A 20,960-nucleotide genomic window follows, 5' to 3' on the forward strand; every position below is an offset into this window, starting at 1 on the left:
TCGATTACTTTTCATTTGAACGAATTTGTAATCGATTACTTTTTCCGGGTGAGGCTTATCATGGTGTCAACTGAGAGTAGTGAAAAGGCGATAACGCAGCACCGGCTGCTGGTGCCGCGTCTGTCGCTGATGATGTTTCTGCAATTTTTTATCTGGGGTAGCTGGTCGGTCACGCTTGGCCTGGTGATGACCCGGCACAACATGTCTTTGCTGATTGGCGACGCGTTCTCTGCCGGACCCATCGCTTCCATTCTTTCGCCGTTCGTGCTCGGGATGCTGGTGGACCGCTTCTTCGCCTCGCAGAAGGTGATGGCGGTGATGCACCTCGCGGGCGCGGCGATCCTCTGGTTCGTGCCGGGGGCGTTGATTGCTGAGAACGGCGCGCTGCTGATTGGCCTGCTGTTTGGCTACACGCTCTGCTATATGCCGACGCTGGCGCTGACCAACAACATTGCGTTTCACAGTCTGGCGAACGTGGATAAAACCTTCCCGGTAGTGCGCGTGTTCGGCACCATCGGCTGGATCGCGGCGGGCATTTTCATCGGCGTCACCGGCGTGGCGTCCAGCGTCACCATCTTCCAGGTGGCGGCGGTCAGCTCCGTGTTGCTGGCGATCTACAGCCTGACGCTGCCGCACACGCCCGCCCCGGCGAAAGGCCTGCCGGTAAAGGTGCGGGATCTCTTCTGCGCGGACGCCTTCGCGCTGCTCAAAACCCGCCACTTCTTCGTCTTCTCCGTCTGCGCGATGCTGATCTCCGTCCCGCTCGGCACCTATTACGCCTACACCGCCTCGTATCTGGCGGATGCCGGCATTGCCGACGTCAGCACCGCCATGTCCTTCGGGCAGATGTCTGAGATCGTCTTCATGCTGGTTATTCCTCTGCTGTTCCGCCGCCTGGGCGTGAAATATATGCTGCTGATCGGCATGCTGGCGTGGTTCGTGCGTTATGCCATGTTCGCGCTGGGCGTCAGCGAGGAGGGGCGCATTCTGCTGTATCTCGGCATTCTGCTCCACGGCGTCTGCTACGATTTCTTCTTTGTCGTTGGCTTTATCTACACCGACCGCGTGGCGGGCGAAAAGGTCAAAGGCCAGGCGCAGAGCATGATCGTGATGTTCACCTACGGCATCGGCATGCTGCTCGGCTCGCAGATTTCCGGCGCGCTCTACAACCGCCTGGTGGCAGGACAGACCGTGCCGCAGGCGTGGGTCACATTCTGGTGGATCCCGGCGGTGGCTGCCGCGGCGATCGCGCTGATTTTCCTTCTCACGTTTAAGTATGACGATGACAAGGCGTAACGTTCAGGAGGTGGTATGAGGACAATGAAAGGACCGGGCATTTTTCTGTCGCAGTTTATTGGCGGGGAAGCGCCCTTCAACACGCTCGACGGGCTGGCAGGATGGGCGGCGGGGAAGGGTTACAAAGCGGTGCAGATCCCCTGCAACCATCCGCATATTTTTGATGTGGAGAAAGCCGCAGAGAGTCAGGCCTACTGCGACGACATCACCGCCAGGCTGGCCGCGCATGGGCTGGTCATCAGCGAGCTGTCGACCCATCTGGAAGGGCAGCTTGTTGCGGTAAACCCGGTTTACAGCGAGGCGTTTGACCACTTCGCCCCTGCTTCCGTGCGCGGTAACGAGGCGGCGCGTCAGGCGTGGGCGACGGAAAAGCTGAAGCAGGCGGCGGTCGCCTCGGCCCGATTAGGCCTGAAAGCACACGCCACCTTCTCCGGATCGCTGGCCTGGCCGTTTTTCTACCCGTGGCCGCCGCACAACGAGCAGCGTTTTCAGGATGCATTCGGGGAGCTGGCAGCCCGCTGGCGGCCGATTCTGGATACCTTCGACGAGCAGGGCGTGGACGTCTGCTTTGAGCTGCATCCGGGGGAAGATCTGCACGACGGCGTCACCTTCGAGCGTTTTCTGGCGCTGGTCGATAACCATCCGCGCTGTAATATTCTCTACGATCCAAGCCATATGCTGCTCCAGCAGATGGACTATCTGGCCTTTATCGATATCTACCATGCGCGCATTAAAGCGTTCCACGTGAAGGACGCCGAGTTCCGCCCCAGCGGGCGCAGCGGCGTCTACGGCGGCTACCAGCCGTGGATCAACCGCGCCGGACGCTTCCGCTCGCCCGGCGACGGACAGATCGACTTTAAGGGCATTTTCAGCAAGCTGACCCAGTACGACTACGACGGCTGGGCGGTGCTGGAGTGGGAGTGCTGCCTGAAGGATGGCGATACCGGCGCGAGTGAGGGCAGTGAATTTATCCGCCGTCATATCATCCCGGTTTCCGGACGGGCGTTTGATGATTTCGCCGCAGGGGGCAGCCATGATTAACGTCGGGATTATCGGCAGCGGGTTTATTGGCCCGGCACATATCGAGGCGCTAAGGCGTCTCGGGTTTGTGCAGGTGGCCGCGCTCTGTGACGGCTCGCTCGTTAAGGCGCAGGAAAAGGCGCACCAGCTCAATGTGCCGCACGCCTGTGCCAGCGTGGAGGAACTGCTCGCGCTCCCTAATCTGCACGCGGTGCACAACTGCACGCCAAACCACCTGCACGCGGAGATTAACCGCCAGATCCTGCGTGCGGGCAAGCACGTGTTTTCCGAAAAGCCGCTGTGCATGACGCCGGACGAGGCGCGCGAGCTGGTGGCGCTGGCGGAGCAGGCAGGCGTGGTGCATGGCGTGAGTTTTGTCTATCGCCAGTTTGCGATGGTGCGCCAGGCGGCGAGCATGATGCGTGCGGGCAGCCTCGGGCGGCTGTTTGCTTCGCACGGCAGCTATTTACAGGACTGGATGCTGCTGGAAACCGACTACAACTGGCGGGTGGATGCCGCGCTCGGCGGCGCGTCGCGGGCGGTGGCGGATATCGGCTCCCACTGGTGCGATACGGTACAGTATGTGACCGGCAGGCGTATTACCGAGGTGATGGCTGATTTATCCACCGTCTGGCCAACGCGCAAGGCCAGCGCGGGCGGTCATCAGACCTTCTCCCATGACGAACAGGCGGAGTATGAAGACAAACCGGTCACCACCGAAGACTTTGGCTCGGTGCTGTTCCGCTTTGACGACGGCAGCAAGGGCAGCTTTAGCGTCTCGCAGGTGAGCGCGGGGCGAAAAAATCGCCTGACCTTTGAAATTAACGGTAGCGGGCAGTCGGTGGCGTGGGATCAGGAAATCCCGCAGCAGCTGTGGGTCGGCCATCGCGCCCGGGCAAACCAGATACTCAGCGACGATCCGGGCCTGATGAACCGTGACGTGGCCGACAGCGCCCACTTCCCCGGCGGGCACATTGAAGGCTGGCCGGATGCCTTTAAAAATATGATGGCGCAGTTTTACCGTGCCGTGCAGGCGGGCGCGATGCCGGATAATCCGCAGTTTGCCACCTTCCACGATGGCGCCTGTGTGATGTATATCATTGATGCGATTGTGAAAAGTCATCAGCAGCAGCGCTGGGTGCGCGTGGAATACTGACGTATTGCCCGGTTCGCCGGGCAATCAATTTATGGTAGCCTGCACAAAACGCTAACCGCAGGATGTATCGTCGCTATGTCAATTCAGAAAATCGCTCAACTGGCCGGGGTATCCGTGGCAACGGTCTCCCGCGTACTGAATAACAGCGATACCGTGAAGGCGAAAAACCGCGAGCGCGTTTTGCAGGCGATCCAGGAGAGTAACTATCAGCCCAATCTGCTGGCGCGTCAGCTGCGCACCGCCCGCAGCTATATGATCCTGGTGATGGTCTCGAACATCGCCAACCCGTTCTGCGCCGAAGTGGTGAAGGGCATTGAAGCCGAGGCAGAAAAGAACGGCTATCGCATTCTGCTGTGCAACTCCGGCTCGGATATTGAGCGCTCCCGCTCGGGCTTAAGCCTGCTCTCCGGCAAAATCGTCGACGGCATTATCACCATGGATGCATTCTCGAAACTGCCGGAGCTGGCCGCGCTGATTGGCAACGCGCCGTGGGTGCAGTGCGCTGAATACGCCGATGCGGGCGCGGTCTCCTGCGTGGGGATTAATGATGTTGATGCCTCCCAGCACGTTGTCAGCCAGCTTGCCGACGGGGGACGCAAACGCATTGCGCTCATCAACCACGACCTCAGCTACAAATATGCCCGTCTGCGCGAGCGCGGCTATAAGAGCGTCATACACCTGCGGGATCTGGATTATCAGGCGGTGGAGTACGCCAGTGAGCTCAGCTCCGGTGCGGGCATGGCGGCGATGCAAAACCTGTTAAAAGCAAACCCGCCGGATGCGGTGTTTGCCGTTTCCGATACGCTGGCGGCGGGGGCGCTGCGCGCCATTCAGCAGGCAGGGCTGCGGGTGCCAGAAGATATCGCGGTGGTCGGCTTTGACGGCACCGAGCTGGCGGAGATGATTTCACTCACCACTATTGAACAGCCGTCGCGGGATATCGGGCGCAAGGCGGTCAATCTGCTGTTAAATAAGATCGACAACCCGGATGCGCCCACGGAAAGGGTCATGATGGACTGGCGCTTTATTTCCCGCGCCAGCTCCTGATTATCTGGCGATGACGCCAGCCAGCGAGCGAATATCGTTTCCGGTTGGCGACTGGTGAATACGCAGGCCAAATTCATCTACCACCGCGAAAATATGATCGAAGATGTCGGCCTGAATATCTTCGTATTCCGCCCAGATCACCGTGTTGGTAAAGGCATATATTTCAATCGGCAGCCCGTTGGCATCCGGCGCGAGCTGGCGCACCATCAGCGTCATATCTTTGCGAATGCGCGGGTGGTTACGCAGATATTCATTCAGGTAGGCACGGAAGGTGCCGATATTGGTCATCTTGCGCAGGTTTAATACCGATTCCCCTTCGCCGTTCTGCTGATTCCACAGGTTAATTTCCTCATGACGCGCCGCCAGATACGGCTTCAGCAGTTTCGCCTGAATCAGTTTCTGCTGCTCCTGCTCGTCGAGGAAATGAATGCTGGTGGTATCGATGTTCAGGCTGCGCTTAATGCGGCGGCCACCGGAGGCGGACATGCCGCTCCAGTTGATGAACGCATCGGACACCAGCGCCCAGGTCGGGATGGTGGTGATGGTGTTATCGAAGTTGCGCACTTTAACGGTGGTCAGGCCGATGTCGGTCACCGTGCCGTTGGCGCCGTACTTCGGCATCTCCAGCCAGTCGCCGAGCTTGAGCATGTCGTTGGCGGAGAGCTGAATGCCCGCCACTAAGCCCAGTATCGGGTCTTTAAAGACCAGCATCAGAACGGCAGCCATCGCACCCAGGCCGCTTATCAGAATGGCGGGTGACTGACCGATCAGCAGGGAGATAATCAGTATCCCCACCAGAATGGCACTCACCAGCTTAACGCCCTGGAATATCCCCTTCAGCGGCAGCTGCGAGGCGGTAGCCATTTTCTGCGACAGATTGAAAATCACGTCCAGCAACGAGAAGAAGGAGAGCAGGGCATAAACCATCACCCACAATTTCGCGCAGGTGGTGAGTAATTCCGCCGCTTCGCTGCCTTTTTGCAGCCACAGAACCGCCTGAACGTTGACGATTATCCCCTGGAGGGTAAACGCCAGACGGTGAAATAATTTGTTCTGCGTAATGATCTGCAACCATAAATGACTGCTGGCCTGGGCGCGTTTCTCGAATGCGCGCAGCACCACTTTGTGCAGAATAAAATGAACGATAATGGCCGTAAGAAAAATAATACCAAAGATAATCACTAAAGAGGTGGTGTGATTAATTTCAATCCCTAACTCTTCAACCTGAGCAATTAATTCCTGCATAACGTCTCCTGTATTGATGCAGCCCCATAATGGCGGCTGCGGATCTATTATGCAAATTCAGGCAGTTTTATTTTGTCGCCGGACAGGCCTTGACGACCGGTAAACACAGACGATGACGCATACGCAGCGTGACCAGCGCCAGCACCACCATCATGGCCGTTTCCACCATCAGGAAGACGTTGACCGCCTGGGTATAATCTCCGTGATGATTTTGCAGCCCGTGCAGCAAAATCGCGCCGAAAATGGCCGGGCCAAGCCCCAGCGCAGCCTGTTGCAGCGTGCTTAAAATCGCGCTCGCGGCCCCCGCGTCGTCAGGCTGAATATCGCGCATCCCGATACGGTAGAAGCTGTTTACAATCAGCGCCTGCCCGTAACCCACCAGCCCGGTGGCCGGGGCCAGCGTCAGCGCGGTATTCTGCATTCCCCAGTGACGGAACGTGGCGATCAACGCCACCAGGCCGACAAGCTGAATCGCAAGCCCGGTCAGCAGGATGGCGCTGGTGCTGTAGCGGGCAATCAGGCGTGGGGCGAACCAGGCAGAAATAAAATAGGTGACGCCAAGCGCGATAAAGCTGTTCCCGGACTGCCACGGCGCCATCCCCAGACCGCTTTGCATGGTCAGCGCCATACAGAACATGAACCCGGACCAGACGCTGAAAAAGAGTATCCCGATCAGCACGCCAAAGCGGATGCTGCGCAACTGCAACAGGCGCGGCGCGATGAGCGGGTGGGCATTCTCACGCTCTTTTTTGCGCGCGTTCAGCACCATCAAACAGGCCAGCGGCACAATCGCCAGCAGTGCGGCCTTCAGCGGCCACGACCAGTGCCACTGCGGGCCGAGCGCCATCGGGAACAGCAGACAGCACAGTATTGCCGTCAGCAGGACAGTCCCGGTCCAGTCAATGCGCGACGGCGAGTCGCGGCGGGTTTCCGGAACGTAGCGACGGCTCAGCGCCAGCACCACCAGACAAATCGGCACGTTGATAAAGAAGGCGTTGCGCCAGCCCAGCCCGGCGATGTCCGCCGACACCAGCCAGCCGCCACCCATCTGGCCGACGATAAACGCAATTCCGCCGATACCCCCGAACAGGCTGATCGCTCTGGCGTGTGCCGTTCCTTTTAACGTCACATGCAACGTCGCGAGAATTTGCGGCATGATCAGCGCGGCGCCCGCACCCTGCATAATGCGCGCGCCAAGCAACTGTTCGATATTGCCCGCCATGCCGCACAGCAGCGAGGCCAGGCCAAAACACGCCACGCCCCACATAAACAGGCGACGGCGGCCAAGGTTATCACCCAGCTTGCTGCCGGGGGCCAGGCAGACGGCAAAGGCCACGCCGTAGAGGGCGACGATCAGCTCCAGTTCGGTGGCGGTGGCGTGTAACGAATGGGTGATGGAATCCAGCGCCACGTTGGTGATTGAGGTATCAATCAGCGGCAGCATCTGGCCGGTTAACAGCAATATCAGGCCCGCACGACCCGGTGAAACAACTGACGTATTCATGGTGACTCCATTGCGTCAAACAGCGTAGAGTCGTAGCATCAACCATCTGATAAACGGGTACCAGTTCTTGCTTATACTGGTACTGACACTACCATGCAGGAGATGTTATGGCGCTGATGTCTGAACCTGTCACCTCTCTCCAGGATGACACCCGCAAGCAGTTGGGCGCGTTTTTGCGAGCCCGGCGCGAAAGCCTCGATCCGCAGCGGCTCGGCTTACCGCGCAGCGGCCGCCGCCGCACGCCGGGCCTGCGCCGGGAAGAGGTGGCGATGCTCGCCGACGTGGGGGTGACCTGGTACACCTGGTTGGAGCAGGGCCGGGACGTCAATCCGTCCAGCGCGGTGATGGCCGCCATCGCAAAAGCGCTGCAATGCACCCCGACCGAAGCCCGGCATCTTTTTGTGCTCGCCGGTTTGCCGCCGGGCGAAGCCCCGCAGGCGGTGTGCTGCGAGGGGATCAGCGAAGGCACGCGTCGCCTGCTGGATACCTTGATGCCGAAACCTGCCAGTATTCAGAAACCGAATTTCGATATCGTGGCGTGGAACGACAGCTTCGGCCACCTGATGGGCGTCGATTTCAACGCCATCCCGCCGGAAGATCGCAACTGTATTTACCTGTTCCTCACCCATCCGGCGTGGCGCGCGCGGCTCGGCAAACGTGACGACGTGCTGCCGATTTTCGTCTCCTACTTCCGCGCGGCCATGGCTGAGCACCGGGGCGACCCGCTCTGGGAAGCGAAGCTGGCGCGTTTTTTTGCGGTGTCCGAAGAGTTCAAAACCCTGTGGCACCAGCGTAACGACGTGCGCGGCGTGGAGAACCAGCTCAAGCTGTTCACCCATCCCGAGCTGGGGGATTTTCATCTCCAGCAGATGTACTGGTACTCTGCGCCGCGAAACGGATCGCGGCTGCTGGTCTATTTACCCGTGGATGAGGCAGGGGAGAGGGCGATGGCGTGGCTGGCGGAGCAGGGGAAATAAGTTTTTGCGAGGGGCTTTCAGGGAATCAACGCGGATCCGGTCCTGCCTGGAATAAGCTGGTAAGGTGAATCACGAAAGGCAAAATTAGCCTTTAATGCAAATTGCCTTACATGCTAATATTATCAGGGATGAAATACAGTGTTCAGACTTATCGTTCATGCGGCAGTCAGGGAGGAGATCCTCTCATTGCCTGCGGGAGTACAGGCGAAGCTGATTCGCCAGCTTGATAAATTACGCAACAACCCGACAGTATTGCGTGAACCTGACAGCAAACCCTTACCCAATGGTTTGTTCGAAATCCGAACCGTCGGGCTGATCCATACTCGTGGGATCTACGTTTATCAGCGGGAAAGAACCATTTTTCTGCTGCGGGTGTTTATCAAGAAGACGCAAAAAACGCCCTCTGCTGAACTCCGTCTGGCACTGAAACGACAACAGGAGATGTTGGATGAGCAAAAAGATTATTGACTGGGACGAACTCAGAGCTGAACTGTTAAGCGATTCAGAAGTTCAGGCTTCCTTTGATGCAGAAGAGCGCAAGGAACGCCTGCGGGAGATGCTGGCGCAATGGCGCAATCATGCTGGTCTGACGCGCGCCCAGGTGGCGGAGCGGATGGGCGTCAGCGCACCGACGGTATCACGAATGGAAGCAAATATTACCCGGGCGAGTCTCGATACATTAACGCGTTATGCGCTGGTGTGCGGGGTAAAGCATCCGCAGATAACGCTTTACTGAAAACGGGCACGCCGATAGCCGGCGTGCCAGAAGCGCTTAGCATTCAGTCACAATCGTGCTCAGCGGCAGGCGAGATTTCGGCAGCGTGGCGTTGAAATCTTCCACGCTGTGATGCCCGACCGGGACCACCACCAGGCTGGTGAAGCCTTTCTCTTTCAGGCCAAACTCTTCGTCGAGGATCGCGGCGTCAAACCCTTCGATGGGTACCGCATCCAGGCCCATCGCGGCCACGCCCAGCAGGAAGTTGCCGACGTTCAGGTAAACCTGCTTCGCCATCCACTGGTCGTCATCTTTCAGATCCACGCGGTGCATGTCGGCAAAATAGCAGCGGCCTTTGTGGTTCGCGGCTTTTGCTTCTGGCGTGGCGAAACGGCCGTCAGCCTCTTCCTGATCGACAACGCGCTCAAGCCAGGCATCGTCCATCGCGGTTTTCGCGCAGAACACCACCACGTGAGAGGCATCCAGCATTTTGCGTTCGTTAAACACATAGGTGCCCGCCGCGGATTTTGCCACGCGCGCTTTACCCTCTTCAGTGCTGGCAACAATAAAGTGCCACGGCTGGGAGTTGGTGCTGGACGGGCTGTATTGCAGCAGCGTTTTGATTTTTTCCGCTTCTTCTGCGGTCAGTTTTTTGGCTGGGTCGAACGCCTTGGTAGAGTGGCGTTTCAGGGCGACAGAAATAATATCCATAACAACTCCTGGTGATGAAATTCGCCCGCGGGCGGGCGTGAAAGGAAAGCAGATTACCGCGCGAAGCGGGAAAAGATAAGTGCGATTCGAGCGCTTATTCTGTTCGTCTCAGACGAACAATCAGGCTGGCCGAATCCACTTCTGATCTTTTTTCGGCAGTTTATCAACGACCAGATTCCACGAATCCGTAATCAGGTCGGTGACCAGTTCAGGCGTGATGTCGTCCGTGCCATAAAGTGAGATCCAGTGTTTTTTATTCAGATGGTAACCGGGCTCCACGCCACGGTAGATCTGCTGATTGAGCAGCGATTTTTCCGGATCGGATTTCAGGCTGACGTGGGCCCGACCGTGTGCGGTCGCCATCAGCATAAAAATTTTCCCGCCCACCTTAAACACGTCATACTCCGGGCCAAACGGCCAGCAATGTTCGGTAAAAGGCATCTCCAGCGCGACGCGTCTGGCATGTTCCTGCAAGGATTTACTGTCCATGGTTATCTTCCTCAGCAAGCCCGCGCCACATGGCTTCAAAGCCCAGCGCTTTAAAATCGACGGCACGGGACGGATCGCGCGCGGCAAACTCCATGGTGGTTTCAGCCAGCGATAAGAACATTGCATCACCGAAGGTCTTAAACTCGTCAGACATAAACACCGGGCGGATCGAACGACGACACAGTTCATGCAGTTCAGGGAACATGTCTTTCACCGCCTGCTCGGTTTCGGCGTTCAGCTTTTCACTGACGCCAATCTGGCGGATAGCCGCATGCGCCAGGGGGTTACGAATGCCCCAGTCTACATAGCTGTTCCAGATATTGCGGGTATGCTCTTTTGGCTCGGTGATGGTGCGATCGAGATTCGCCAGCATGGTCTGGCAGAGATCCTGCTTCAGATGCAGGTAGAGGGCATTCAGCAGATCGTCTTTGGTAGCAAAGTAGCGAAACAGTGTCCCTTCAGCGACGCCCGCATTACGGGCAATTAACGCCGTTGAGGCGGCAATACCTGACTGCGCAAACGCAGCCGTTGCTGCTTCCAGTAAGGCCTGTTTTTTATCTTCACTCTTCGGACGTGCCACTAAATTTTTCCTCCCGTCAATTGTAAAAGCCCTGATTGAAACACGAGCCTTGATACGCTGCAACGCGGAATGTCAAAGAACGAAAACCTTCTTGACGGCGTAATCATCCTATCTATAATGAGTGCTTACTCACTCATAATCAAGTGTCACCCGCGCAAACCATCGGATGGGGCGCGTAGGCGGGTCAGGAAATGAAAAAGCCTCTATTCATCTGCGTGGTGTTAGTCATGATTATTGCTTCAGCTGCCAGTTTACCGTTTGTACTGAATGCCGGATTTGGCCAGCCACCGCAGGGTGCGCAGCTCTCTGAAGTGGAAGCCTCTCCGCACTATCGCGACGGGCAATTCCATAACACGCTCCCTACGCCGGGCTTTACCGGGCAACAAAATATGCTGGTGGCGTGGTGGCAGTTCCTTACCCGTAAAACCGAAAACGCCCGTCCTGCGCAGCCGCTGCCGCTGGTGAAAACCGATCTGGCGAGCCTGTCGCCTGAACAGGACACGCTGGTGTGGCTCGGCCACTCCTCCTGGTATATGCAGCTGGCGGGGAAACGCATCCTGATCGATCCGGTTCTGAGTAGCTACGCCGCACCGTTCTCCTTCCTCAATAAAGCGTTTGCGGGGGAGTACCCGTGGCGTGCGGAGAGCATGCCGGAGATCGACCTGCTGATTATCTCCCACGATCACTATGACCATCTGGATTACGCCACCATCAAGGCGCTGCTGCCGAAGGTTAAGCACGTGGTCATCCCGCTGGGCGTGGGGTCGCATCTGCGCTACTGGGGGATGAACCCTGAGATTATCGACGAGCGGGACTGGAACCAGTCGGTGCATATCAGCGATACGCTGACGGTGCACGTTCTGCCGGCGCGCCATTTTTCCGGGCGCGGCATTAAGCGTAACCAGACCCTGTGGGGCAGCTTTATGTTTGTCACCCCAGAGCGAAAGGTCTACTACAGCGGAGACTCCGGTTACGGCCCGCACTTCAAAGCGATTGGCGAGCAGTTTGGCGGAGTTGACTTAGCCATCATGGAAAACGGCCAGTACGACCAGGACTGGAAGTACATCCATATGCACCCGGCAGAAACGGCGCAGGCCTCGGCAGATCTCAATGCCAAAGCGGTCGTACCGGGACATAACGGGCGTTTTGTGCTGGCGAAACATACCTGGAACGATCCACTGATCCAGCTGGCGAAAGCCAGTAAGGATAAAAACTACCGGCTGCTGACGCCGGAGCTGGGCGAGCCCGTGCGGGTGAGTGATACCACGCAACAATTTCGCGAGTGGTGGGAATAATGTTTAAGCGAGAAGCAGAGGGGGAGAGCAGTATGACGATTTCCGCTCAGGTCATTGATACGATTGTCGAATGGATTGATGACAATCTACACCAGCCGTTACGCATCGAAGAGATTGCCCGCCATGCGGGTTACTCAAAATGGCATTTACAGCGGCTGTTTATGCAGTACAAAGGCGAAAGTCTGGGGCGCTACATCCGCGAACGCAAGCTGCTGATGGCGGCGCGCGATCTGCGTGAGTCAGACGAGCGCGTGTACGATATCTGCCTGCGCTACGGGTTTGACTCGCAGCAGACGTTTACCCGCATCTTTACCCGCACCTTCAACCAGCCGCCCGGGGCGTATCGCAAAGAAAACCACGGTCGGGCGCACTGAAAAACATCCCCTCACCCCGGCCCTCTCCCCAAAGGGGCGAGGGTGTAATCGTCCCCTCTCCCCTTTGGGGAGAGGGTTAGGGTGAGGGGATCAGACCGCACCATGCTTACCAGCTGTAATTCACCGTCGCCGTCACCGTCCGGCCAATCCCGTAGAAGCACGCCGTATCGCTTGCGCACGACGCCACATACTTCGTGTCTGCCACGTTATTAACGTTGAACTGCACGCTTGCCCCTTTCAGGCTGCGGTTCATCTCGCCCAGATCGTAGCGCAGCATCGCGTCATACAGATCCACCGATGGCACCTTGAAGGTGTTCTTCGCATCGCCGTAGCTGGTGCCGATGTAGCGCATCCCCACGCCAGCGGTCAGGCTCTTCAGCGCTCCGCCCGGAACGGTATAGCTGGCGAACGCCGATGCCATATGCGCTGGAATGCGCGCAGGCGTTTTGCCTTCAGTTCCCGCCACCGTGGTGCTTTCGGTTTTTGCATCGGTGTAAGTGTAGGAGCCAATCAGGTTGATGTTATCCATCAGCGTGGCGTGGATTTCCGCTTCAGCGCCTTTCGAACGCACCTTGCCCGCATTTTCGAACCAGCCTTCAGCGCTGTTATAGGTCGCTACGTTGTCCTGAGTCAAATCGTACAGCGCCAGGGTCATCAGCGTGGTGTCGACCGGCTGATATTTCACGCCAATCTCGGTCTGCTCCCCGGTAGTAGGCCTGAATGGCGCAACGCCCGGCGCACGGTTGGTTTGCAGGTTCGGTTCAAACGAGGTGCTGTAGCTGATGTACGGCGACAGGCCAGAATCAAACGCGTACAGCAGGCCAGTGCGCCAGGTAAATTTGCTGTCGTTCTGCTGCGTAAAGCTGTTATCGGTGAAGTCGTTGGTACGCACTTCGCTCCAGTCGTAGCGCCCGGAAACCAGCCACTCCCAGTTGTTCCAGCTCATCTGATCCTGAAGATACAGGCCCATCTGGTCGAGATTTTGCTGCTCGTCGGTGGCCGTTTTGAAGGTACTTTCATCCACGTTCACGCCGTAAACCGGGTTTGTCCAGTCGAGGTCATACTGTGAGCCGCTCCCGCGCGCCAGCAGCTGTTTATCCTTACTGGTCTTGTAATCAAACCCGCCGAGCAGGGTGTGGTTGACGCTTCCGGTCTCCAGCAGATATTCCAGCTGGTTATCAAGGCCAAATTCGTTGGTCGTGCGCTCTTCACGCTGGGCGCGACGGGTCAACACCGTGCTGTTGGCCGCGCTGTTGGCGTAAACCAGATAACGATATTTCTGCTTGATGGTGGCGTAACGGGCGTTCTGGCGGAAGGTGAGGTTGTCGGCGAACTGGTGTTCCAGCTCGTAGCCAATCATCGTCTGCTCGCGCCAGGATTGATTGTAATTCGGATCGCTGACGTTAAAGTCGCGCGGGATGTACTTCCCGTCGGCACTTTTCACCGTGCCATACGCGGGCAGGAAGTTGCGGTATCCGGCATCCGGATCTTTCTGGTAGCTGATCAGCAGCGTAAAGCGGGTCTGATCGTTCGGGTACCAGGTGATCGCCGGGGCAATCGCCATCCGCGTCTCTTTATAATCGTCCACCTGATTATGCTGCGTACGGGCGATACCGTTCACGCGATACAGCACGCGGCCGTCGTCGCTCAGCTTGCCGCCGAAATCAAACGCACCTTCGGCGAGATCGTTATTGCCGGTGCGGAACTGCACGTTGTGAATGGCCTCCGCCGTCGGGCGCTTGCTGGTCATGCTGATTAATCCGCCCGGATTCACCTGTCCAAACAGCACCGACGCCGGGCCGCGCACCAGCTCCACGCGCTCCAGCAGCCACGGGTCAACTGTGCCCGTCTGTGAGGAAGCCGTTGCGCCAAAGCTTAAGCCGTCGAGGAATTTCGGCACGTAGCTAAAGCCGCGCACAAACACCTCGTCGTTACGGTTAGACGAGCCCCGGTACTCGGTAAACACGCCCGCCGAGTAGCGCAGCGCCTGCGAAACGGAGGTGACGTCCTGCATGTTCATCTGATCGCGGGTGATCACTGATACCGACTGCGGCGTCTTCACGATCTCCGCGCTGGTCTTGGTGGCGGAGAGCGTTTTCGTCGCCACAATGCCTTTTACGGGCGCAGTGGGCTCTTCACTCACGCCCTGCGTCACCGTAATCGTTTCTTCTTTCGTTTCTGCCTGAGCCGCGACGCTGGTCGTCGCCAGACTCAGCAGCCAGAGCTGCATTATCTTATTATTTTTAAACATTTTTATTGAACGTCCTTGGTTGCTATCGCCATAAAAACACCGGTAAAACGCCGTTGATGATATTGCAAATTATTACCATTTGCATTAGCGTTGTTAACAAATTTCGTTGGGGAACAAGCGGTAATGAAGAGGGTATGGAGTGGGTTGCTGTTGGGGATCGGCGCGCTGCCCGCCGTGGCGGCAACGTGCGAGCAGTCGTCCCGGCAGGGCGATGTTCAGGGAAAGTTTGATGCCAGCGGCGAAGTCTGCTTCTCCCTGCCCGAGCTGGATGAAAATTACGTTTCCGCCACGCTGCATGGCGTGACGGATGCGCGCCTGCTGGATGGGCAAAACCGTCGCATCCGCACGCTGATCGAAAACGGTCCTGCGGACGGGGAACACACGCTGCTGTTTGCCCTGCCGGTGAAACAGAACACCTCGCTGGTGCTACACGGCGAAGCTGGCAAGCCGTGGCGTTTTCAGTGGCGGATGAAAGAGACCTCTCCGTTACCACGCGTGCAGATGCTGGCGCCAGAAAGCCCGACGCTGAAGGCGCTGGCAAACGTCATTTCTGCCGGTGGAAGTACCGAGGCGTTCTGGCAGGCGCAGCGTCGACAGGGAACGCCGATGGTGGAGCCGGTAGATGCGAGCCATAAGCGGGTGACCTTTCTGTGGCGCGGCGCGCGGGATAACGTCTTCATTCTCGGCTCTCCGGCGGGGGATCACGATCCGCTGTTCCGTCTGGGCAACAGCGACGTCTGGTTCCGCAGCTACGTGGTCCCCGCTGATACGGTGATGCAGTACAAGCTCGCCCCCGATGTGCCGATCGTTGAAGGCTCTGCCCGCGATCAACGCCGCGCCATCCTGGTGAGCGCGCAGGCCGATCCGCTTAACCCGAATAGCTTTGGGGAGCAGAAGACCGATCGCTGGAATCGCTATTCTCTGCTCGATCTCAGCCCGGCGCGCTACTGCTCCGTTCGGGCTACGGCACAGCCGCTGGTGCACGGGACGTTGAGCCGCCAGAGGCTGAGCAGCAACATTCTCGGCAATGCCCGCGACGTGATGATCTACCAACCGCGCGGCGCACAGCCTGCACGCTGGACGCTCATCCTTTTCGACGGACAGGTTTATCAGGACGAATACCATTTTGCCAACGTGCTGGACGGTCTGATTGCCCGACATCACCTGCCTCCGATTAACGTGGTGTTTATCGACAGCCTCGATCACGCCCGTCGCGGCAACGAGCTGCCGCCAAACCCGGATTTTGCTGACTTTATGGCGCACGAGCTGCTGCCGTGGCTGCGGGGGAAGGGCATCGGCTTGCAGCGGCAGAAAACCGTACTGGCAGGATCAAGCTACGGGGGAATTGCCTCTTCATGGGTGGCGCTGCGCTATCCGCGCCTGTTTGGCAACGTGCTGAGCCTTTCCGGTTCTTACTGGTGGGCGCCAGAAGGCGACGCCCCCGGCTGGCTGACGCGTCAATACCAACAGTCTCCACCTTATCCGGTGCGTTTCTGGTTACAGGCCGGGAAGTTTGAAACCACGGGGCCGGGTGGCGGCATCTATCGCACCACGCAGGATTTTGAACAGGTGCTGAGGAATAAAGGCTACCGCGTCAGCTTCCACCCCTCATCCAGCGGCCACGACTACGCGGCCTGGTGTGAAGCGCTGATCCACGGGATGCGCGATCTCACTGGCTTACGACGCCAGTGAAAACCAGCGGCGCCAGATGAAACGCAGGATAAAGAATTCGATGGCGCCGAGCACCAAAAACCACAGACAGAACAGAATGGTGTACAGCTGATTCAGATCGACCATATGAAAGGTCTGAACCAGCTTCTGCGCCAGCACCAGACCCAACGACGGCGCGGGTAACAGCAGGCAGGAGAGCAGGGCCATCAGCAAAATGCCCCCTGCGGTGAGCAGCGATTCTAACGGGTGTTTCATCGTAATGTTAATCGTCAGTTAAAAATGTCATTGTCCGGCATCCTGAAACGTAAAGCAATATCATCCCCGCTGGCAAAATTGGGTAAAAGGCCACCGTTATTCTGCGAATGAATAACAGAAAATAGGTAATATTTTCGGGGCGATTAAATTAATATCGCGTTATGTAAATAAACGTCTTTCTCACGAAAATAATTTTACAAAGCTATAGGTGCTATATCCAATTAACGTCGCAATAACAATGGCTGCGACAATGTATAACGCCAGACGCCGTCCGCGATAAATACCAAACATGCTTCCTCCTCGTTTAGTGTTGGTTTAGAAATATTTTGTAAAAATCAACGCGTCGAAATAATTTTAATCAGTTTTGAATAACCGGGTAGTCAATATATTGCGGTAGATCAATTTAACCCGCAAGACTTAAAAATGAATTATTTAAAGCCAGAAAGGAATTCCGGCTTCCGTCCACCGGATATTGAAGGAAAAATACCATGACCAAAAAAAATTTCTCGCAGAATATGCCACCCGCAGGCGGGCAGGCGTACCAGCAGACCGTAGAGCAGGTGCTTGCTCAGGCGCAGAGCCAGGCTAATGGCCTGGACCGTGCCGAGGCGCAGGCGCGTTTACAGAAGCATGGCCCGAACGCGCTGCCGGAGAAAAAAGGCAAGCCGGGCTGGCTGCGTTTTCTCGCGCATTTTAACGATGTCCTGATTTACGTCCTGCTGGCAGCCGCCGTATTAACGGCAGTAATGGGACACTGGGTTGATACGCTGGTTATTCTGGGCGTGGCGGTAATCAATGCCTTAATTGGCCACATTCAGGAAAGTAACGCGGAAAAATCCCTGAAGAGTATTCGCAATATGCTCTCCAGCGAGGCGCGCGTTATTCGTAACGGCAACCATGAAACTATCCCGACGACGGAAATCGTCCCGGGCGATATTATTGTGTTGCGCGCAGGAGATCGTATACCGGCGGATATGCGCTTAATCGAAGCGCATAATTTACGCGTGGAAGAGGCAATTCTGACCGGTGAATCCACCGTGGTGGATAAACACACGAACCCGCTGAACGGCGAATTACCGCTGGGCGACCGCACGAACCTGGTCTTTTCCGGTACGACGGTCAGCGCGGGCGGCGGCGTTGGCGTGGTCATTGCCACGGGCCAGGAGACCGAACTCGGCCACATCAACCAGATGATGGCGGGCATTGAAAAACACCGCACCCCGCTGCTGGTGCAGATGGACAAGCTGGGCAAAGCGATCTTCGCCATCATTCTGGCGATGATGGCCGCACTGTTTGTCTTCAGCCTGGTGTTCCGCGAGATCCCGATGGGCGAGCTGCTGCTCTCCCTGATTAGCCTGGCGGTAGCCTCCGTACCGGAAGGTCTGCCAGCGATTATCTCCATCATCCTCTCGCTGGGCGTACAGGCGATGGCGCGCAAGCGGGCCATCATCCGCAAGCTGCCGACGGTTGAAACCCTTGGCGCGATGACCGTGGTCTGCTCGGATAAAACCGGCACCCTGACCATGAACGAGATGACGGTGAAAGCCATCATCACCGCGGACACCTGCTACCGCGTGGACGGCAACAGCTACGAGCCGGTGGGCAACATCTACCTCGAAGGCAGCGACGAGCCGGTGCAGATCCAGCCGGGCACCGTGCTGGAGCAGTACCTGCGCACCATCGACCTGTGTAACGACAGCCAGCTGATTCAGGACGAGCGTGGCCTGTGGGGCATCACCGGCGGGCCAACCGAGGGCGCGCTGAAGGTGCTGGCGGCCAAGGCCCACCTCGAGCCGGTCGTGACCACGCTGGTTAACAAGATCCCGTTCGACTCTCAGTACAAGTACATGAGCACCCACTACCAGATTGGCAGTGAGGAGCAGATTTTGATTACCGGCGCGCCGGACGTGATTTTCGCCCTGTGTGAGCAGCAGCAGACCCGCAACGGTGCGCAAGCCTTTGACCGCGCGTACTGGGAAACGGAGATGGAGCGCTATGCGCGTCAGGGGCTGCGCATGGTCGCCGCGGCGTTCAAGCCAGCGAACGGCGAGCAGGCATTAACTCACGACGACCTGAGCCACGGTCTGATCTTCCTCGGCATTGCCGGGATGATGGATCCGCCGCGTCCGGAAGCGATTGAGGCGATTAACGCCTGCCAGCAGGCGGGGATCCGCGTGAAGATGATCACCGGGGATCACCCGCAGACGGCGATGAGCATCGGCCAGATGCTGGGGATCACCAACAGCGAGCAGGCGGTCACCGGCTACCAGCTGGAGAAGATGAACGACGCCGAGCTTGCGGAAGCGGCGGTGAAGTATGACATCTTCGCCCGTACCAGCCCGGAGCATAAGCTGCGCCTGGTGAAAGCGTTGCAGGATAAAGGCGAAATCGTCGGCATGACCGGTGACGGCGTGAACGATGCCCCGGCGCTGCGCCAGGCGGACGTGGGTATCGCGATGGGCATCAAAGGCACGGAAGTGACCAAAGAGGCGGCGGACATGGTCCTGACGGACGATAACTTCGCCACCATCGCCAGCGCGGTAAAAGAGGGGCGTCGCGTTTACGACAACCTGAAGAAGACCATTCTGTTCATCATGCCGACCAACCTGGCGCAGGGGCTATTGATTGTGATTGCGCTGCTGGCGGGGAACATCATTCCGCTGACGCCAGTGCTGATCCTGTGGATGAACATGGCGACCTCCGCCACGCTCTCCTTCGGCCTGGCCTTCGAGGCCGCCGAGCGCAACATTATGCGCCGCCCGCCGCGTCAGACCGGGCAGCACGTGATGGACGCCTACGCCGTCTGGCGCGTGGCCTTCGTCGGCACCATGATTGCCATCGCCGCCTTTGCGCTGGAAGCCTGGCTGGCCCCGCGCGGCCACAGCGCAGAGTTCATCCGCACCGTGCTGTTGCAGATGCTGGTCTGCGCCCAGTGGGTTTACATGATTAACTGCCGCAACACCGACGGGTTCTCCCTGAACCGCGGCCTGCTGGCGAACAAAGGGATCTGGCTGGTAACGGGCGTACTGTTCCTGCTCCAGGCGGCGATCATCTACCTGCCGTTTATGCAGATGCTGTTCGGCACCGAAGCGCTGCCGCTGCGCTACTGGTTCGTGACGCTGGCGGTGGCGGCGGTGATGTTCTTCGTCGTCGAAATCGAGAAGCGACTGACCCGCAGGTTCCGTAAGGCTGCATAACCTTTTGCCCTCACCCTAACCCTCTCCCACAGGGAGAGGGAACTCTGACCTCCCTCTCCCTGTGGGAGAGGGCCGGGGTGAGGGAAAACAACGCCGAGGTACTCCCATGAAATTCCCACTCCTGTTCGCGCTCCTCGCCTGCACCCTGCAACCCGTATTCGCTGCCGCCATCCCCGTTCGCGTCGCCGCCGTAGAGCAGACCGCTCACGCCGCCGAGCGGCAAATTCCGGGCCGTATTGAAGCCATCCACACCGTTGAGCTGCGCGCCCGCACGGAAGGCGTCATCACCAGAATCCACTTCCGCGACGGGCAGTACGTGAAAAAAGGCGACTTGTTGTTCGAACTGGACGATGCCGAGCCGCGCGCCGCCCTGCGTCTGGCGCAGGCCGAAGTGAGAAGCGCCAAAGCCACGCTGCGTCAGGCGCAGCAGCAGCTGTCACGCTTCGAAAGCCTGGGCAGCAGCAACGCCATCAGCCGCCACGACGTGGACAACGCCCGCATGCAGCGCGACGTAGCGAGCGCCGCGCTGGAGCAGGCGAAAGCCCGTCTCGACACCCGCAGCGTCACCCTCAACTACACGCGTATTATTTCACCGATTGACGGGCGCGTGGGGCACAGCAACTTTCACGTCGGCAGCCTGGTGAATCCTGCCAGCGGTGTGCTGGTGGAGGTGGTGCAGCTCGATCCCATCCGCATCGCCTTTGCGCTGGAAGAGGGCTCGTTTGCCACTAAAGCCGGACAGCATGCGGATATCAGCGCCATGAAGCAGGCCTGGCAGGCGCTGATTGACTGCAACGGCCAGCGCATCAGCGGGGAACTCACCTCCGTGGACAACCGGATCGACCCGCGCACCGCCAGCGTGATGCTGCGCGCCGAGTTCGCCAACCCGCGCCATCAGCTGCTACCCGGCGGCAACGTGAACGTCTACCTGCGTCCGTCAAGTGAGCAACCAGTGCTGACCCTGCCCGCCGCTGCCGTACAGCAGAATGGCCACGGGTTCTTTGCATGGGTGGTTAACGCCGAGGATAAAGCCGAAATGCGTCCGCTGAAGGTCGCCGGGCAGATCGGCCAGCAGTTCCAGATTGCCTCCGGCCTGAAGCCCGGTGAGCGAGCGATTACTGACGGTGCGCAGCGCGTGCAGCCAGGCGTTGCCGTCCAGATACTGAATTAAGGAGCC

Annotated in this window: 19 protein-coding genes; 12 read left to right on the forward strand and 7 right to left on the reverse strand. The window is 58.2% G+C overall.

Annotation, left to right across the window (positions count from 1 at the left end):
* Nucleotides 1-60 precede the first annotated feature (60 nt).
* The 4 genes from RS584_RS05475 to RS584_RS05490 all read left to right on the forward strand — a co-directional run bounded on the left by RS584_RS05475 (nucleotide 61) and on the right by RS584_RS05490 (nucleotide 4,519).
* Nucleotides 61-1,296 carry an MFS transporter gene (locus tag RS584_RS05475; RefSeq protein WP_015571216.1) on the forward strand — a complete coding sequence of 412 codons (1,236 nt, stop codon included), beginning with the start codon at nucleotides 61-63 and terminating at the stop codon, nucleotides 1,294-1,296.
* Between the two features lie 15 nt (nucleotides 1,297-1,311).
* Nucleotides 1,312-2,337, forward strand: a complete 1,026-nt coding sequence (locus tag RS584_RS05480; protein WP_047717968.1) for a sugar phosphate isomerase/epimerase family protein — start codon at nucleotides 1,312-1,314, stop codon at nucleotides 2,335-2,337.
* Nucleotides 2,330-3,472 carry a Gfo/Idh/MocA family oxidoreductase gene (locus RS584_RS05485; RefSeq protein ID WP_315749059.1) on the forward strand — a complete coding sequence of 381 codons (1,143 nt, stop codon included), beginning with the start codon at nucleotides 2,330-2,332 and terminating at the stop codon, nucleotides 3,470-3,472. Before RS584_RS05480 ends, RS584_RS05485 begins: the two co-directional genes overlap by 8 nt.
* Before the next feature lie 75 nt (nucleotides 3,473-3,547).
* Nucleotides 3,548-4,519 carry a LacI family DNA-binding transcriptional regulator gene (locus RS584_RS05490; RefSeq protein ID WP_015571213.1) on the forward strand — a complete coding sequence of 324 codons (972 nt, stop codon included), beginning with the start codon at nucleotides 3,548-3,550 and terminating at the stop codon, nucleotides 4,517-4,519.
* On the opposite strand, the gene RS584_RS05495 is transcribed toward RS584_RS05490, so the two are convergent.
* Together RS584_RS05495 and RS584_RS05500 are read right to left on the reverse strand one after the other, a co-directional pair.
* Complete coding sequence (locus RS584_RS05495) at nucleotides 4,520-5,764, reverse strand: mechanosensitive ion channel family protein (RefSeq protein WP_015571212.1); 1,245 nt, start codon at nucleotides 5,762-5,764, stop codon at nucleotides 4,520-4,522. It abuts the gene before it with no gap.
* Between the two features lie 67 nt (nucleotides 5,765-5,831).
* On the reverse strand, nucleotides 5,832-7,268 hold the full coding sequence (locus RS584_RS05500) for an MFS transporter (protein ID WP_193041770.1): 1,437 nt from the start codon (nucleotides 7,266-7,268) through the stop codon (nucleotides 5,832-5,834).
* A gap of 107 nt (nucleotides 7,269-7,375) precedes the next feature.
* On the opposite strand from RS584_RS05500, the gene RS584_RS05505 reads away from it, so the two are divergent.
* The 3 genes from RS584_RS05505 to RS584_RS05515 all read left to right on the forward strand — a co-directional run bounded on the left by RS584_RS05505 (nucleotide 7,376) and on the right by RS584_RS05515 (nucleotide 8,981).
* Nucleotides 7,376-8,245 carry a helix-turn-helix transcriptional regulator gene (locus RS584_RS05505; RefSeq protein WP_017382554.1) on the forward strand — a complete coding sequence of 290 codons (870 nt, stop codon included), beginning with the start codon at nucleotides 7,376-7,378 and terminating at the stop codon, nucleotides 8,243-8,245.
* Between the two features lie 138 nt (nucleotides 8,246-8,383).
* Nucleotides 8,384-8,713, forward strand: a complete 330-nt coding sequence (locus RS584_RS05510) for a type II toxin-antitoxin system RelE/ParE family toxin (protein WP_017382553.1) — start codon at nucleotides 8,384-8,386, stop codon at nucleotides 8,711-8,713.
* Complete coding sequence (locus RS584_RS05515) at nucleotides 8,694-8,981, forward strand: helix-turn-helix domain-containing protein (RefSeq protein ID WP_015571209.1); 288 nt, start codon at nucleotides 8,694-8,696, stop codon at nucleotides 8,979-8,981. Before RS584_RS05510 ends, RS584_RS05515 begins: the two co-directional genes overlap by 20 nt.
* Nucleotides 8,982-9,017: 36 nt before the next feature.
* On the opposite strand, the gene nfsB is transcribed toward RS584_RS05515, so the two are convergent.
* The 3 genes from nfsB to RS584_RS05530 all read right to left on the reverse strand — a co-directional run bounded on the left by nfsB (nucleotide 9,018) and on the right by RS584_RS05530 (nucleotide 10,740).
* Nucleotides 9,018-9,671, reverse strand: coding sequence for an oxygen-insensitive NAD(P)H nitroreductase (nfsB, locus tag RS584_RS05520; RefSeq protein ID WP_003858884.1), 654 nt, complete (start codon nucleotides 9,669-9,671; stop codon nucleotides 9,018-9,020).
* Nucleotides 9,672-9,791: 120 nt separating this feature from the next.
* Nucleotides 9,792-10,160, reverse strand: a complete 369-nt coding sequence (locus tag RS584_RS05525) for an MmcQ/YjbR family DNA-binding protein (RefSeq protein WP_003858883.1) — start codon at nucleotides 10,158-10,160, stop codon at nucleotides 9,792-9,794.
* A complete protein-coding gene (locus tag RS584_RS05530; protein WP_003858882.1) occupies nucleotides 10,150-10,740 on the reverse strand; it encodes a TetR/AcrR family transcriptional regulator in 591 nt (196 codons plus the stop codon). Before RS584_RS05530 ends, RS584_RS05525 begins: the two co-directional genes overlap by 11 nt.
* Nucleotides 10,741-10,931: 191 nt before the next feature.
* Between RS584_RS05530 and RS584_RS05535 the strand changes: the two genes are divergently transcribed.
* A complete protein-coding gene (locus tag RS584_RS05535) occupies nucleotides 10,932-12,035 on the forward strand; it encodes a RomA family MBL fold metallo-hydrolase (RefSeq protein WP_315749060.1) in 1,104 nt (367 codons plus the stop codon).
* A 32-nt stretch (nucleotides 12,036-12,067) separates the two neighbouring features.
* The gene (locus RS584_RS05540) at nucleotides 12,068-12,409 is read left to right on the forward strand and encodes a RamA family antibiotic efflux transcriptional regulator (RefSeq protein ID WP_003858880.1); all 342 of its coding nucleotides are present in this window, start codon (nucleotides 12,068-12,070) and stop codon (nucleotides 12,407-12,409) included.
* A gap of 106 nt (nucleotides 12,410-12,515) precedes the next feature.
* Here RS584_RS05540 and RS584_RS05545 read toward each other — a convergent pair whose 3' ends face one another.
* The gene (locus RS584_RS05545; protein WP_315749061.1) at nucleotides 12,516-14,660 is read right to left on the reverse strand and encodes a TonB-dependent siderophore receptor; all 2,145 of its coding nucleotides are present in this window, start codon (nucleotides 14,658-14,660) and stop codon (nucleotides 12,516-12,518) included.
* A gap of 123 nt (nucleotides 14,661-14,783) precedes the next feature.
* On the opposite strand from RS584_RS05545, the gene RS584_RS05550 reads away from it, so the two are divergent.
* Nucleotides 14,784-16,352, forward strand: a complete 1,569-nt coding sequence (locus tag RS584_RS05550; RefSeq protein WP_315749062.1) for an alpha/beta hydrolase-fold protein — start codon at nucleotides 14,784-14,786, stop codon at nucleotides 16,350-16,352.
* On the opposite strand, the gene RS584_RS05555 is transcribed toward RS584_RS05550, so the two are convergent.
* Nucleotides 16,338-16,586 carry a DUF1158 domain-containing protein gene (locus RS584_RS05555; RefSeq protein WP_003858875.1) on the reverse strand — a complete coding sequence of 83 codons (249 nt, stop codon included), beginning with the start codon at nucleotides 16,584-16,586 and terminating at the stop codon, nucleotides 16,338-16,340. The genes RS584_RS05550 and RS584_RS05555 overlap by 15 nt on opposite strands.
* A gap of 488 nt (nucleotides 16,587-17,074) precedes the next feature.
* Between RS584_RS05555 and RS584_RS05560 the strand changes: the two genes are divergently transcribed.
* Together RS584_RS05560 and RS584_RS05565 are read left to right on the forward strand one after the other, a co-directional pair.
* Nucleotides 17,075-19,783: a cation-transporting P-type ATPase gene (locus RS584_RS05560; protein WP_315749063.1), complete on the forward strand. Its 2,709-nt coding sequence runs from the start codon at nucleotides 17,075-17,077 to the stop codon at nucleotides 19,781-19,783.
* Between the two features lie 106 nt (nucleotides 19,784-19,889).
* The gene (locus tag RS584_RS05565) at nucleotides 19,890-20,954 is read left to right on the forward strand and encodes an efflux RND transporter periplasmic adaptor subunit (RefSeq protein WP_315749064.1); all 1,065 of its coding nucleotides are present in this window, start codon (nucleotides 19,890-19,892) and stop codon (nucleotides 20,952-20,954) included.
* Nucleotides 20,955-20,960 lie beyond the last annotated feature (6 nt).

It is taken from the genome of Enterobacter sp. DTU_2021_1002640_1_SI_PRY_ASU_LCPMC_013 (assembly GCF_032389435.1).
In the GTDB taxonomy this organism is placed as follows: domain Bacteria; phylum Pseudomonadota; class Gammaproteobacteria; order Enterobacterales; family Enterobacteriaceae; genus Enterobacter; species Enterobacter hormaechei_C.